This is a genomic window from Streptomyces sp. NRRL B-1347 (assembly GCF_000720325.1).
In the GTDB taxonomy this organism is placed as follows: Bacteria; Actinomycetota; Actinomycetes; order Streptomycetales; family Streptomycetaceae; genus Streptomyces.
Genome location: NZ_JOJM01000003.1, coordinates 83,898 through 97,089, shown reverse-complemented (window position 1 = coordinate 97,089; position 13,192 = coordinate 83,898). Strand labels below are relative to the sequence as shown.

The window sequence follows — 13,192 nt, the reverse complement described above, 5'->3', positions numbered from 1 at the left end:
TCAGACGGCAGCGTCGTCGCTGTCCGTGTGTGTCCCCACGGTGTGCGTCCCCACGGTCACCACGATCTTGCCCACCTGTCGTCCCGCCTCCAGGTAGCGGTGCGCGTCGGCGATCTCCTCCAGCGGGAAGGTGCGGTCGACCACGGGCTCGAACGCGCCGGTGGCGAGGCCGGAGGCGACGAACGCCTCGGCGCGGCGCAGCCGTTCGGGGTCGGTGGTCACCTCGTGCAGGGTGTAGGTGCGGATGTTCAGGGCGGGCATGCCGAGGTCGAAGCCGGGGTACGGGGTGACCTTGCCGCTCAGCGCCCCGTACAGGAAGAGGGTGCCGCCGGGGGCGACGACCTTCGCCAGGTCGAGCACCCCCGGACCGGCGATGGCGTCGAAGACGAACTCGGCGCCCCGGCCGCCCGTCAGCGCGCGCACCCGCTCGACGACGTCCTCCTCCTCGGTGACGATGACAGCGGCCGCGCCCGCCTTGAGCAGCGCGTCCTTCTTGGCATGCGTACGGGTGGTGGCGATGGGAACGGCCCCGACCCGGCGGGCCGTTCGAATCGCCGCGAGCCCCACGCTGCTGGAGGCCGCGGTCAGCACCACGGTGTCCCCGGCGCGCATCCCGCCGACCTCCACCAGGGCTCCGTACGCCGTCAGATAGGGCATCCACACCGCCGCGCCCGCGACCGCGTCGAGGCCCTCGGGGCGGTGCACCACCGCGGCCGCGGGGACGATCGCGCGCTCGGCGTAGACGGCGTGGTCGTTCATCGAGAACGCGGGCACCACGCTGACCGCGTCACCGATGTGAAACCCCGTCACCCCGGCACCGAAGGCCTCGACCACACCGGCGGCCTCCGCGCCGAGCCGCGCGGGGAACTCCCTGACCGCCTCGATGTAGTGGCCGCCGCGAAACAGCACCTCGGCGCGGTTGAGTCCGATCGCGTCCACGCGGATCAGCAGTTCACCGGGTCCTGGCGCACCCACCTCCACGTCCTCGATCCGCAGCACATCAGCCCCGCCGTACTCGTGGAACCGCACCGTTCTGGCCATCACACGTCGCCCTTCCCCCAGGTGGGACACCGCGCACCGCGGCGCCGTCGATCACTGAAGCGGAAAGTACGACGACTGTCAAACTTCGATGGTTGTCGTACTTCGGTGTCCCCGGGACTTCGACGGCCCTGGGACGACGGTGACCCCCGGGACTTCGATCTCCGCGCGAACGCCCCCGCCGTGCCCGGCCCCCGGCTAGCATCGTCGCGAACGGCGCCGGGCGGCAGGCGGGGGCGGGGGATGCGGGGCGGAATGCGGTATCGGGCCGAGCGGATCGCGTTGGCCGTGATGGCCGGGGCGGGCATCGTCGTCGTGCTCGCCGATCTCCTCGGCTGGCTGGACGAGTTGGCGCCGGGAAGCACCCTGCCCAAGGTCACCCTGCTCATCCTCAGTACCGTCACGCTCTTCCTGCTCCTGGAGTTCGACCGGCTCAAGGTGCTCGACGACGTGCACGCGCAGCTGTCGAAGCTCGACATCGACGCCCTCGCCCAGGAGTTGAGGCAGCGGCACTACGCCGGCGTGGTCCGGGTGCACGAGCGGTTCCCCGACGACAGGTTCGCCACGCTCGTGGACGGCGCGACCCGCGAGGTGACCGTCCTGCAGACGTGGATACCGAACCTCGACGAGTTCGACCGCGCGCTGCGCAAGGCCGTCATGGAGCGGCAGGTGCGGGTGCGCGTCCTGCTCCTGCACCCGTCGTCGCCGGTGGCGGGCCTGCGCAGCGAGGCCCTGCGCACCGTGCGCGACCCCGCCCGCGACGGTGACGTACGGGCCAACATCGAGCAGTGCCTGTCCACGCTCGCCTCGCTGGTCAACGACGCGGGGGACGAGGACCGCGCCCGCCTCGAAGTGCGGGTGTACAACTCGCTGCCGTCGGTCGCCGTCTACAAGGCCGACGAGCACTACTTGGTGAGCTCGTTCCTGCACGGACGGCTCGCGATCCGCTCCACCCAGATGGAGATCGAGGGGTGCGCCACCGTGATGGGCCGGGAGGTGCAGCGGGAGGTGGACACGCTCTGGAGCATCGGCTGTGCCGTGGATCTGAGCGACTGGCGCGGATCCATCGGACGAATCAACCTGTGACCCGGGAAGAGAGAGCACAGCCATGGCGCGACAGAACGGATCGAACCGGCGCGAGGGACGGGACGGGACGGTGAGCGGTCCCGGCGTGCTGGGCGCTCCGGGCGTCGCGGGCGGGCTCGACCGCCTCGACGCCTTCGAGGACGACCTGGTCGAGCGCTTCGACAGGCACCCCGTGCTCGCGAACGTCGCGCAGCTGCCGGACGACGTCTTCGCCGAGGTCCTGCTGCAACGCCGCTTCGTGTCCCTCGCCTTCACCCCGTGCTACGACCTGGCGATCGACCTCCTCGGCGACGAGGTGGGCCTGCGGATCGCGCGGGTCATCCTGCGCGAGGAGTACCCCGACAGCCACGGCCACACCCGCTCGCACCGCGAGGACATGACGGAGGACCTGCGCCAACTGGGCATCCCCCAGCGGACGATCGTCACGTCGAAGCCCTCCGCGACCACCCGGAAGGTCATCCTCGACTCCTTCGAAATGATCGCGGACGCGGGCGCCGAGACGGACGCCGACGTGCGGATGCTGACGCTCCTGCGCTTCTGGGGCGAGATCCTGGTGTCCGTCGAGTACGGACGGCTGTGGGAGCGCATGGGCCCCGTGCTGACCCGCGACGGCGAGAACCGCTCACGCTTCTACTACCCGCACTACTCGCACGACGCGAAGGCCAACCCGCTCGCCCGGGTCTCGCTGCTCTCCACCACCCACGCCGACCGCCTCGGCCGCCGCCTGAGCGAACTGCTCGCCCGCGAGCCGTCGTCCGACGGCTTCAAGGAGATGGAGGAGCGCTCGCTGCGCCTCAAGACGGACTTCTACGACCAGTTCCTGCCCGCCCTCGGGGGGACCGGGGCCTGACGCGGCCCGGCCGGTCCCGCCGACGGGAGCCCGGTGCCCGGGGCCGTGACGTACGCGAACACCCTTGTCGCGTACGGGAGATGATCCGGTGAGCCGAGCGTGATCTCGCCCCTCTCGACGGCCGCGGTGAAGTTCCGCAGGAAGTCCGGTCCTTCGAGGCACAAGCTGTCCAGGGCGGCGCGGGAGAGTGTGATCGTCGCCTGCGGGGTGCCCGCGAGGAGGTCCTTGCCCGGGACGTGGACCAGTACGCCGTTGCGCAGCGTGGTGGTGCACTCCCGCGCGGGGTCGCCGGTGACGCGCCAGCGCAGGACGACGGGGGAGCGCTGCTCGTCGGCGGCCCGCGGTCCGTCGACCCGGCGGGCCACCGCCGCGAAGTACTGCTCGACGCTGAGGCTTCGGACCAGGTCACCGGTCTCCTGGCGGGCGTACTCCCGGACGCCGACGGCGAGTTCGCGGGCGCCGCTGAGGCAGAGGTTGCGCAGGACGCCGTCCGCCGCGCCGTAGCCCAGCTGGCTGAGCGCCTTGGTCTGGAGCCGCCTGGCGGGGCCGCTCCGCTCGGGGCAGCCGAAGATGACGTGGTTGAGCAGCTCGGCGGCCCAGCGCGGGTCGCCCTGCTCGTAGGCCTTGCGCGCCGCGGTGACCACGGCTTCGGGCCCGCCGATCACGTCCACGTACCGGCGGCCCGCCTCGGCCTGCGGATACGGCCACAGCTGGGCCGGGTCGCCGTCGAACCAGCCGAGGTGGCGCTGGTGGACGGCCCTGACGTCCTGGCTCACCGAGCCGTGGCGGCCGCGCGTGTACCAGTGGTCCGCGAGGCAGGCCGGGAGCCGCAGCTCCTCGGCGATCTCCGGGCCGCTCCCGCCCCGGTTGACCAGCCGCAACGTCTGGTCGTTCAGATACGCGTACACGTCTCGCTGGACGCTCAGGAACTCGGTGATCCGCTCCTGGCCCCACACCGGCCAGTGGTGTGCGGCGAGGGCGACGTCGGTGTGCCGGGCGAAGCTCTGCGCGGCCTCGGTGAGGTGGTGCGACCAGGCGCGGGCGTCGCACCCCTGTCCGCCGCGCAGCGGGTGCGCGGCGCCGTGCGTCAGGAACAGGGCTCTGAGCTGCGGGAAGTAGAGGGTCATCGCCGCCGGGGCCGCGGCGTGCGGGGCGCGCTGGGCGACGATCCGGATGCCGCCCACGACCTGCCGGTACAGGCCCGGCCGCCAGGGGATGCCGTCCTCGCCCGACCACCGCTCGCGCGGCACGGGCCCGTTGTCGGCGTCGCCCACGCCGACGGTGGGCGGGACGAGGGTCACCTCGCCGGTGGAGAGGGTCAGGCCGAGCCCCGAACCGGCCTGCGCGTACGGGTTCTTGTCGAGCCGCGGCGCGTACGTGTGCGCGGCACGGCGGGCCAGGGCCGGGCCCGCGCCCACGTGCTCCCCGGCCACCTGGTCCAGGAAGCCTTCGGGTGCGATGACGGGGATGTCGGGCACCTCGCCGCCGCGCTCGTCGAAGAGGCCGCGGACGCCGCCGAAGTGGTCCACGTCGCTGTGGGTGTAGACGACGCCGATGACGGGCTTACGGCTCCCGGTGGTCTCGCGGTACAGCTTGAGGGCGTGCTGCGCGGTCTCGTAGCTGGCGAGCGGGTCGAGCACGAGGATCCCCGCGGCGCTCTCGACGATCGTCATGTTGGAGAGGTCGTAGCCGCGCACCTGGTAGAGGGTGTGCTCGGGCGTACGCGCCACAAGGAAGAGACCGGCCATGGCGGCGAGTCGGCCCTGTCGCCACAGGCGCGCGTCGACCGAGGGCGGAGGCGTGTCGCTGCGGTGCAGGAACGTGTAGCCCGCGAAGTCCCACACCGGCTCGCCGCCGGGCGCGCGGGACGGGACGGCGGGCAGGGGCGGGATCGCCAGGTGGCCGCGCGTGGCGTCCTCGAATTCGTCCGTGCCGGGCGGGACGCGCTCCGCCGCCTTGCGGTTCGCTTCCGCGACGGACGAGGACACCTCGACGGGCTGGGGCATGCGGCTGCCTCCTGGGGGTTGGGGGTGAGGGCGGGTCGCGCGTAAGCGGCGTGCGCGCGAGGCGCGTTCCGTACGCGAAGGACGCTAGTCAGACCCCTGAACGGTGAGCAAGGGGATGGTTGCTGAGAGTGAGGGGGCGGGGGTGGTCCTGGCCGGAAGGTGCCCCGTCGGCAAGGCCCGGCGCGGCCCGTCGCCGCCCTTCGGGATCGGCTCAACCCGAGGGGCGGAGGCGGGCTTTCCGGGAGTCGCCCCGGCCTCGCGGCCCGGCGGGCGGTGGTCCTAAAACGGGGCCTTCGCTTGCGCGCCTAGGAGCCCTAGGTTAAAACTAGGGCCCCTAGGAAAGCGGGAGGGCGCATGGTGCGGGCCGGGCTGACACCGGAGTCGGTGACGAGGGCGGGTGCGGAGCTCGCGGACGAGGTCGGCCTCGACCGCGTGACGATGTCGCAGGTCGCGCGGCGGCTCGGGGTGAAGGACGCGAGCCTCTACTCGCACGTCCGCAACCTGGAGGACCTGCGCGGCCGCATCGCGCTCCTCGCGGCGGACGAGAAGACCATCCGCATCGCGGAGGCGACCGCCGGGCTCTCCGGCAAGGACGCCCTTGTCGCGTTCGCCGATGCCTGGCGGGACTACGCCCACGCGCACCCCGGCCGCTACACGGCGACGCAGACCCCCATCCCCATCGACCCCGCACTCGCCGCCGATGCCCCCGGGCCGCGGCGCGCGGTCGAGCTGACGTACGGCATACTCCGCGGCTACGGCCTCGCCGAACCCGATCTGACCGACGCGGTCCGCGTGCTGCGCAGCACCTTCCACGGCTTCGTCGCCCTGGAGGCCGCGGGCGGGTTCGCGCACCGCCGCCCGCCGCAGCAGAGCTGGGTCCGCGCCCTCGACGCCCTGCACACCCTCCTGGAGCACTGGCCCCCGTCCCGAGAATCCCGAGAAGGAGACCCCCGATGACCGGACCGACCACCGGCAGCCTGCGCGTGCACGGCGCCACCCTGCACTACGAAGTGCGCGGCCGGGGCCCGCTCCTGCTGCTCATACCCGGAGGAGCGGGCGGCGCGGCCGCCTTCGACGGCTTCGCGGACGACCTCGCCGCCGACCACACCGTCGCCACCTACGACCCGCGCGGCATCTCCCGCAGCACCCTTGACGACCCCGGGGCCGAACAGCACGTGGCCGAGCACGCCGACGACGCGTACCGGATCCTTGAACTCCTCTCGCCCGACGAGCCCGCGCGCGTCTTCGGCTCCAGCTCGGGCGCGATCGCCGCCGTGCACCTGCTCAGCACCCACCCCGACCGCGTCGAACGCCTCGTGGCGCACGAGCCGCCGCTCGTCGAGGTCCTGCCCGACGCGGCCGAACACCGCGTGCTCGTCGCGCGCGTGCAGGAGGCGTTCCACGCCGAGGGGCTGATGGCGGCGATGACCGTGTTCGCCGCCGGACTCACCGAGGGCGGCGGTGCCGCCGCCCCGCGGACCGCGCCCCGACTGCCGCCCCAGGCCGCGGCGCGGGCCGAGCGGACCATGGCCAACCTGCCGTACTTCGTCACGCGCATCGTGCCCCCCTTCATGTCCCACACCCCGGACATCGACCGGCTGCGGGCCGTGTCGGACTGCCTCGTCCTCGCGGGCGGACAGGACTCGCGCGGCGAGCTGGCCTACCGCCCGGCCGCCCTCCTGGCCGAGCGCCTCGGCACGGACCTGCTGCACTTCCCCGGCGGCCACACCGGACTGACCACGCACCCGCGCGAGTTCGGCGAACTCCTGCGGAAGGCGTTCAGCGCCTGAGTCGTCCCGTCGGCCGCCCCCTGCGCCGGGCGCGTCAGCGGCCGCCGTTCCCCCACGGAGCCAGGAGGTCCGCGATCCTCCCCACCGACGCGATGACTTCGGCGGTGTCGACGGCCGTGTAGCACAGCCGGAAGTAGCCCGGCTCCGCGCACGACAGGAGTTGCCCGGGGAGCAGCTGCACCTGGGCGTACGTGGCGACGTACCAGCGCAGCCACTCCTCCTCGCTGGAGATGTTCGGGAAGAGGATCGGCAGGGCGACCGTCCCCGTCTTCTCGGCCTCCGCGCTCTTCTCGGCGAACGGCTGCGGTACGCGGTCGAGTTGCGGGAAGTGCGGCCCGATCTCCGGCGGGATCACCGTGCCCGCGGGCGGCAGATAGGCGCGCAGGTCGAGCCAGAGGAACTGCGCCGCGTTCTGCCCTTCGCGGTAGCGGTACGGGATGCCGCCGTCATCGAGGGCGCGGCGGGTCTCCTGGAACGCGGTCGTCAGCCAGCTTCGGTACTGCTTCATCAGCTCGAGCGGGTAGCTCTTGCCGTCGCTGGTGGTCTCCAGCATCGTCCCGATGACGAAGTGCTTGAGCGAGTCGAAGGGGCTGAACCAGGAGAGGGAGGTCTGCTTGTCCTTGACGCCCTGCATGGTCCGGTGGACCACCGGCGACTTGGAGATCACGACTCCGGCCTTGAAGCCCGACAGCCCGAAGTCCTTGGCGAACCCCCAGACGACGTGGACCCGGTTCCGCGCCTGCGGGTCGTTCCGGTAGGTGTCCAGCGCCAGGGCGCTGACGAACGCCGGCTCGACCCCCGCGAGCTGGGAGTGTGCGTAGATCTCGTCGGAGATGATGTGCATGCCGGTCTCGGTGAGCGCCCACCGGTAGATGCTCTCCAGCAGGTCCTTGCTGTAGTTGTCGCCCAGCGGGTTGTTGGGGTTGGTGAGGACGAGCAGCTTCGGCGGCTCCGGCTGGGTCCGGTAGGCGCGTTGCAGATCGGCCAGGGTGAGCTCGAAATTCTCCTCGCCCCTCTCCTGGAGGTGCACGGGAACGGTGACCAGTTCGGGCCGTTGCTCGAAACACCAGTTGAAGCCCTGCCAGTAGGGGGCGGGCAGCAGCACCCGGTCGCCGCTCCGCAGGATCCCGCCGTCCCTGAGCGCGAACGCCAGGCACTCCAGGGCGGCCGACGTGCCCGACGTGCCGAAGACGTCCTCGCTCCGCAGGTCCGGGGAGAGCATCGGACGGAGCAGTTCCGCGATGTTGTGGCGGATTTCCGGGCTGCCGTACGAAGGGGTGTACTTGACGTCCTTCTGCTCGAGGACGCCGAGCCCGTCGAAGACGTTGTCCCGCAGCGATGGGTAGACCAGCACGTTCTCCGCCGTGGCGAGGTTGACCACGTCCGGGTACAGCTCCTGGTGGACGGCGAGCCGCTGCTCCGGGTCGGCGGCCCCGGCGAGCAACGCTGTGATCTCCTCGGGGCTCCGGCCCTCGGAGCCCTGCTGCGGTGTCGTGGTGCCCTTCGCGTTCGCGGCCATAGCGGATTCCTCACTCGACAGGTGCGCTTTCCTGGCAAGCCCCCATCTTTCGGGAGGACATGGAGGACGAAAAGGGCGCAAACCGGTCACGTGGCGCGGCGGCACAGGTCTTCTTGTCCTGGCGAGTGGCGACCGCGCGAGGAGCCGACGGCGGTGGAGGGTTGCGCGGGGTGTGCCCGGGCTCAGGGCAAGGCCGGCTGGAAGTGCCGGGTGAGCAGGGCCGGGTGGCGGTGAGGGCCGCGTCGGTCGGTGGCGGGACGTCAACGAGGCCGACCGGGCGCCCGTCGCCGAATTCCGGTTGACGCGCGCGGCCCCGGAGCGTTCGTATGGCCTGCGTTCGCACGCCGCGCGCACGTCGAGGAAACCGCCCCGGAAGGCATCCATGAGCACCCTGCACGCCGACGAGCCGCGCATCGACGCGGTGCTCGTACGACGGCTGATCGGCGCGCAGTTCCCGCAGTGGGCGGGGCTGTCCGTGGAGGCGGTCGACTCGGCCGGTACGTCGAACGTCATGTACCGGCTCGGCGACGACATGGTGGTGCGGCTGCCGCGCCAGCCGGGGTCCGTCGACGAGGAGGCCAAGGAGGACGTGTGGCTGCCGAGGCTCGCCCCGTCGCTCCCGGTGCCCGTGCCCGTGCGGCTGGGGGAGGGGGCACCGGCCGAGGGGTACCCCTGGCGCTGGGCCGTCTACCGCTGGATCGAGGGGGAGAACCCGGTCGTCGGCCGCGTCCCCGAACCCGGCGCGCTCGCCACCGCCCTCGCGGAGTTCGTCGCGGCGCTGCAGGGGATCGACACGGCGGGCGGGCCGCCCTCGTACCGCGGCGAGCCGCTGAAGGAGAGGGACGCGGAGACCCGCGACGCGCTCGCGGCCCTGCGCGGCGTCATCGACACGGACGCGGCGGCCGCAGCGTGGCAGGCCGCCCTGCGCGCCCCCGAGTGGTCCGACCCGCCGGTGTGGATCCACGCGGACCTGCAACCGGGGAACCTGCTGCTCAGTGGGGGGCGGTTGAGCGCCGTCATCGACTTCGAGTGCCTGGGCCTCGGCGATCCCGCCGTCGACCTCATCGTGGCGTGGTACGTGCTGCCCGCCGACGTGCGCGACACCTTCCGGGCCGCGCTGCCGCCGGACGACGCCGCCTGGGCGCGGGGCCGCGGCTGGGCCCTGTCGATCGCGCTGATGGAACTGAGCTACTACCGGGACAGGAACCAGCGGATGGCGACGGTGGCGCGCCACGTCATCGGCGAGGTCCTCGCGGACGCGGCGCGCACCGCCTGAGGCCGGGACGCGTCAAGCCCGGACCGACAGCAGGTCGTCCAGTTCGGCCGCGAAGAACAGGGCCGGGTCGAAGCCCATCCCGGTGAAGTGCCCGGCGAGTTCGAGCGACAGGACGCCGTGCACCCGGGACCAGAAGGACAGCGCCCGGTGGAGGACGGCGGGCGGGGCGGGGTGGTCCCCGGTCCAGTCCCGGTGGCCCTCCAGATGCGTACGGAACGGCGTCGCGGAGCCGTCCGGGGCGAGCGCCGCGCCCGCGTCGAGCAGGGCGGCCATGATCTCGGACGCGATGCCGGTGACGTCCTCCGGCGCGTGGTAGCCGGGGACGGGCGTGCCGTAGATGAGGAAGTACCGCTGGGGGTCCGCCAGGGCCCACTCGCGGATGGTGTGCGCCAGTCCCGCGAGGTCGGCGCCGTCGGCGGCGGCCGCGCGGACGGCGTCGGCGAGGCTTCGGTACGCGTCCCGGATGAGCTCCGTGATCAGCTCGTCGCGGCTGGCGAAGTAGCGGTAGAGCGCGGGGCCGCTCATGCCCATCTGCTTGGCGATCGCGTTGAGAGAGAGGGCGGAGGCCCCCGCCGCGGCGATCTGCTCCCAGGCGTGCTCCTTGACCTCCGCGCGCACCTGGGCGCGATAGCGCTCCCGAGGGGTCTTCGCGCCGGTTGCCGCCATGGCCTGCCGCCTTCCGTCCGTGTTCCGCCCGTGCCCTCTCGGCTACAGCTTCGAGGTTTAGTTAGAAGCTATCACGCAGTCTATTGACCTCTCGCTTCGCGCTGCGTTACAACTTCTAACGAACGTACTGACTTCTATCGACGAGGTGGGGCGGGCCGCGCGGCACGGTCGCGCACCACCGCTCCATCGCTCCACCGCTCCACCGGACAAGCCGAGCTCCACCGGACGAGGGGAATCCCATGACCACCACAGTCGACGCACGGCGCACCACTCCGCACGCCCGCCCGGCCCGGCGCGTCCCCCGCTCGGTGACCGTCTCCGCCTGGGCGGTTCCCGTCATGGTCGTCGGCCAGTTCGCGCTGATCTCGGGCGTCCCGGTCGCGATCGCCCTGGTCGGCGCGGTGCGCCGCGTCCGCGAACCGGCGGCGCGCTGGGCCGCCGCCGCGCTCGCCCTCACCTACGTCGTCCCGCTCGTCGCCTGGCTGGTGCGACCGGACGGCGCGGAGAGCCTGTCGAAGGACATGCACCCCGCCTTCGCCGCCCTGATCGTCGCGGCGTCCGCCGCTCTCGTCGTCGCCCTGCGCCGGGCGCGGACCCGAGGCCTGTCGTGAAGTCGCCGTCAAGTGTCGGAGCCGGGCACGGCTGCTGCACCGACCTGGCCGATGAGCTGTCCGGTCGGTACGACTCGGCCCGGTGCCGCGCAGGTTGACGTGACACGCGTGCTCGTCGGCCATGGCGGCCGCGGTGAAGGGTGAGGGCGGCGCGCGGCGGGATCCGGTCCCCGCCCGGAATCCGTACGCGGCGCCCGGGGCCGTCGAACTCCCAGGCGTGGTACGGGCCCGCCGGATGCTCGCCCGCCGCGCTCCCGCAGTGGCTCGGATCGGCTCCCATGTGACAGCACTGGCTGGGGCGTTCCGCCGCATCACTCCGAAGGTGCCATAGGAGATCCCTATAGCACCTGCTGACATTTCGTCTTTGCCCCTCGTTCCGCTCCCTACGTACCGTGAAACAGCTCGACGAGGCGCTCACCGTGAATTCTTCGAAGAATCACGCTCTGCGTGCTCAGTTGCTCTTTTCATTTGGTCGTTGACCGTCGGGCGAACTCACATGCAAGGACGAAGAGAAGGTGAGTGGCATGACCACAAGGGAAAGCGGATCGGGAACGGGAACGTGGGAACTCGTGGGAAAGCGAGCCCTGGTCACGGGTGGCTCTCGCGGCATCGGGGCGGCCGTCGTGCGTCAACTCCTGGACGCGGGCGCGGAGGTGCTCACGACGGCCAGGTCGGCGTCGGCCGCGGTGCCCGAGGGGGCCGCCTTCGTGGCGGCCGACGTGCGGACGCGGGCCGGTGCCGAGGCCCTCGCCGCGGCCGCGCGGGAGGTGCTCGGCGGGGTGGACGTCCTGGTCCACAACGTGGGCGGGGCCGCACCGCACAAGGGTGCCCTCGCCATCCCCGACGAGGAGTGGCAGGACGCGCTGGACCTGAACTTCCTGGCCTCCGTGCGCCTGGACGCGCTCCTCGCGCCGGAGATGAGGGAACGGCGTTCAGGGGCGATCGTGCACGTCTCGTCGGCCGCGGTGCCCACCGTGGCGCCGCCGTTCCTGCACTACACGACGGCGAAGGCGGCGCTGGAGAACTACAGCCGCGGACTGGCGCAGGAGCTGGCCCCGTTCGGGGTCCGCGTCAACACCGTGGTGCCCGGCCGGACCGCCACCCCCGGCGGCGAGCGGACGCGGGAACAGTGGGCGCGCCTGACCGAGGGGCCGGGCCAGGACACCACTACCCCTCCGCTGGGACGCGAAGGGCGGCCCGACGACATCGCCGACGCGGTGCTCTTCCTCCTTTCCGGCCGGGCCAATTGGCTGACCGGGAGCAGTCTCGTCGTGGACGGCGGCGAATTCCCCAGGGGATAGCGATGATGAGAAACGGCGAAAGGTCACACGGCATGGATTTGCGGGGAAAGACCGCACTGGTCACCGGCGGTACGTCCGGTATCGGCCTGGCGGCCGCTCGACTGCTGGCCCGCGCGGGGGCCGACGTGGTCGTCACCGGCCGCGACGTCCAGCGCGGCGAGAACGCCGTGCACGGCGCGCGGGAGGACGGCGCGCTCTGGTTCGTCCCCGCCGACATGGCGGACCTGGACTCGGTCGCCGGACTGGGGCGCCGGAGCGGTCCGGTCGACATCCTCGTCAACAACGCGGGCGCCTTCCCCACCGGGCTCACCGTCGACCAGAGCGCGGCGGAGTACGAGCGGGTCTTCGACACCAATGTGCGCGGCGCCTACTTCCTGGTCGCCGCGCTCGTGCCGCACATGCTGGAGCAGGGCGAGGGCAGCATCGTCAACGTCACCTCGCTCGCGGCGCACAAGGCCTTCCCCGGCGCCTCGGTCTACAGCGCCTCCAAAGCCGCGCTGGCCTCGCTGACCCGCACCTGGGCGGCGGAGTTCGCCGCCGGCGGCGTACGCGTCAACAGCGTCGCCCCCGGCCCGACCCGCACCGAAGGCGTGCTCGCCGCATGGGGCGAGGAGGGCAACGACGGCGTGGCCGAGAGCCTGGGGCTCCAGCGGACGGCCGAGGCCCAGGAGATCGCCGAGGCGATCTGCTTCCTGGCCTCTCCACGGGCCAGTTACATCACCGGCACCACGATCCACGTCGACGCCGGAGGCGCCGTTCTCTAGCGGCGGCTCGATGGCCAGGCGGCCAGGCGGCCAGGCGGCCCGGCGGCTCGATGGCCCGGCGGCCCGACGGCTCGCCGCGTCCGTGGCCGCGGAAGGAGGCGGTGCGGGGCGCCCGTGCCTGGCAAGGCGTGCATCCGACCCCGCCGGCGCCCGGCACCGCCCTCCCGGCTGGCCCTGTCCACCCTCCCCGGCCGCGGGGCGTCCCGGCATCCGTGACCTGGCGTGTTCCGTATACGTACACGAGGAGTCCGGGCGGTGGGCGCGTCGTGCCGCCGGGCGCAGGGG

Annotated in this window: 12 protein-coding genes; 8 read left to right on the top strand and 4 right to left on the bottom strand. The window is 72.4% G+C overall.

Annotated features, from left to right (window positions below):
• Complete coding sequence (locus tag IG74_RS0102895; RefSeq protein ID WP_051854479.1) at positions 1-1,041, bottom strand: zinc-dependent alcohol dehydrogenase family protein; 1,041 nt, start codon at positions 1,039-1,041, stop codon at positions 1-3.
• Positions 1,042-1,293: 252 nt separating this feature from the next.
• Here IG74_RS0102895 and IG74_RS0102890 point away from each other — a divergent pair, with 252 nt between their 5' ends.
• Positions 1,294-2,124, top strand: a complete 831-nt coding sequence (locus IG74_RS0102890; RefSeq protein ID WP_030669028.1) for a hypothetical protein — start codon at positions 1,294-1,296, stop codon at positions 2,122-2,124.
• Positions 2,125-2,146: 22 nt separating this feature from the next.
• A complete protein-coding gene (locus tag IG74_RS0102885; protein ID WP_199818768.1) occupies positions 2,147-2,974 on the top strand; it encodes a hypothetical protein in 828 nt (275 codons plus the stop codon).
• Here IG74_RS0102885 and IG74_RS0102880 read toward each other — a convergent pair.
• Positions 2,932-4,980 (bottom strand): alkyl/aryl-sulfatase, encoded by a 2,049-nt coding sequence (locus IG74_RS0102880; protein WP_063761202.1) that lies wholly within the window; start codon positions 4,978-4,980, stop codon positions 2,932-2,934. The two genes, IG74_RS0102885 and IG74_RS0102880, sit on opposite strands and share 43 nt — an antisense overlap.
• 354 nt (positions 4,981-5,334) lie before the next feature.
• On the opposite strand from IG74_RS0102880, the gene IG74_RS0102875 reads away from it, so the two are divergent.
• Both IG74_RS0102875 and IG74_RS0102870 read left to right on the top strand, forming a co-directional pair.
• Positions 5,335-5,937 (top strand): TetR/AcrR family transcriptional regulator, encoded by a 603-nt coding sequence (locus IG74_RS0102875; RefSeq protein ID WP_030669010.1) that lies wholly within the window; start codon positions 5,335-5,337, stop codon positions 5,935-5,937.
• A complete protein-coding gene (locus IG74_RS0102870; RefSeq protein ID WP_030669006.1) occupies positions 5,934-6,770 on the top strand; it encodes an alpha/beta fold hydrolase in 837 nt (278 codons plus the stop codon). The genes IG74_RS0102875 and IG74_RS0102870 overlap by 4 nt, the downstream gene beginning before the upstream one ends.
• A gap of 34 nt (positions 6,771-6,804) precedes the next feature.
• Here IG74_RS0102870 and IG74_RS0102865 read toward each other — a convergent pair whose 3' ends face one another.
• The gene (locus tag IG74_RS0102865) at positions 6,805-8,289 is read right to left on the bottom strand and encodes an aminotransferase class I/II-fold pyridoxal phosphate-dependent enzyme (RefSeq protein ID WP_051854478.1); all 1,485 of its coding nucleotides are present in this window, start codon (positions 8,287-8,289) and stop codon (positions 6,805-6,807) included.
• Between the two features lie 382 nt (positions 8,290-8,671).
• Between IG74_RS0102865 and IG74_RS0102860 the strand changes: the two genes are divergently transcribed.
• A complete protein-coding gene (locus tag IG74_RS0102860) occupies positions 8,672-9,565 on the top strand; it encodes an aminoglycoside phosphotransferase family protein (RefSeq protein WP_030669000.1) in 894 nt (297 codons plus the stop codon).
• A gap of 12 nt (positions 9,566-9,577) precedes the next feature.
• Here IG74_RS0102860 and IG74_RS0102855 read toward each other — a convergent pair whose 3' ends face one another.
• The gene (locus IG74_RS0102855; protein WP_030668997.1) at positions 9,578-10,231 is read right to left on the bottom strand and encodes a TetR/AcrR family transcriptional regulator; all 654 of its coding nucleotides are present in this window, start codon (positions 10,229-10,231) and stop codon (positions 9,578-9,580) included.
• A 239-nt stretch (positions 10,232-10,470) separates the two neighbouring features.
• Between IG74_RS0102855 and IG74_RS0102850 the strand changes: the two genes are divergently transcribed.
• The 3 genes from IG74_RS0102850 (at position 10,471) to IG74_RS0102840 (ending at position 12,907) form a co-directional block, all read left to right on the top strand.
• Entirely contained in the window at positions 10,471-10,842 is a 372-nt protein-coding gene (locus IG74_RS0102850) for a hypothetical protein (protein WP_030668994.1), read from the top strand.
• Positions 10,843-11,366: 524 nt separating this feature from the next.
• Positions 11,367-12,143, top strand: coding sequence for an oxidoreductase (locus tag IG74_RS0102845; protein ID WP_030668989.1), 777 nt, complete (start codon positions 11,367-11,369; stop codon positions 12,141-12,143).
• Positions 12,144-12,175: 32 nt separating this feature from the next.
• On the top strand, positions 12,176-12,907 hold the full coding sequence (locus IG74_RS0102840; RefSeq protein WP_030668986.1) for an SDR family NAD(P)-dependent oxidoreductase: 732 nt from the start codon (positions 12,176-12,178) through the stop codon (positions 12,905-12,907).
• The last annotated feature ends 285 nt before the right edge of the window (positions 12,908-13,192 follow it).

What these genes read in the sequence shown, in the direction of transcription:
- IG74_RS0102890 (WP_030669028.1), top strand. Translation starts at nt 1,294, where the DNA reads ATGCGGTATCGGGCCGAGCGGATCGCGTTGGCCGTGATGGCCGGGGCG.
- IG74_RS0102865 (WP_051854478.1), bottom strand. Translation starts at nt 8,289, where the DNA reads ATGGCCGCGAACGCGAAGGGCACCACGACACCGCAGCAGGGCTCCGAG.
- IG74_RS0102840 (WP_030668986.1), top strand. Translation starts at nt 12,176, where the DNA reads ATGGATTTGCGGGGAAAGACCGCACTGGTCACCGGCGGTACGTCCGGT.
- IG74_RS0102850 (WP_030668994.1), top strand. Translation starts at nt 10,471, where the DNA reads ATGACCACCACAGTCGACGCACGGCGCACCACTCCGCACGCCCGCCCG.
- IG74_RS0102875 (WP_030669010.1), top strand. Translation starts at nt 5,335, where the DNA reads ATGGTGCGGGCCGGGCTGACACCGGAGTCGGTGACGAGGGCGGGTGCG.
- IG74_RS0102855 (WP_030668997.1), bottom strand. Translation starts at nt 10,231, where the DNA reads ATGGCGGCAACCGGCGCGAAGACCCCTCGGGAGCGCTATCGCGCCCAG.
- IG74_RS0102845 (WP_030668989.1), top strand. Translation starts at nt 11,367, where the DNA reads ATGACCACAAGGGAAAGCGGATCGGGAACGGGAACGTGGGAACTCGTG.
- IG74_RS0102895 (WP_051854479.1), bottom strand. Translation starts at nt 1,041, where the DNA reads ATGGCCAGAACGGTGCGGTTCCACGAGTACGGCGGGGCTGATGTGCTG.
- IG74_RS0102880 (WP_063761202.1), bottom strand. Translation starts at nt 4,980, where the DNA reads ATGCCCCAGCCCGTCGAGGTGTCCTCGTCCGTCGCGGAAGCGAACCGC.
- IG74_RS0102860 (WP_030669000.1), top strand. Translation starts at nt 8,672, where the DNA reads ATGAGCACCCTGCACGCCGACGAGCCGCGCATCGACGCGGTGCTCGTA.
- IG74_RS0102885 (WP_199818768.1), top strand. Translation starts at nt 2,147, where the DNA reads ATGGCGCGACAGAACGGATCGAACCGGCGCGAGGGACGGGACGGGACG.
- IG74_RS0102870 (WP_030669006.1), top strand. Translation starts at nt 5,934, where the DNA reads ATGACCGGACCGACCACCGGCAGCCTGCGCGTGCACGGCGCCACCCTG.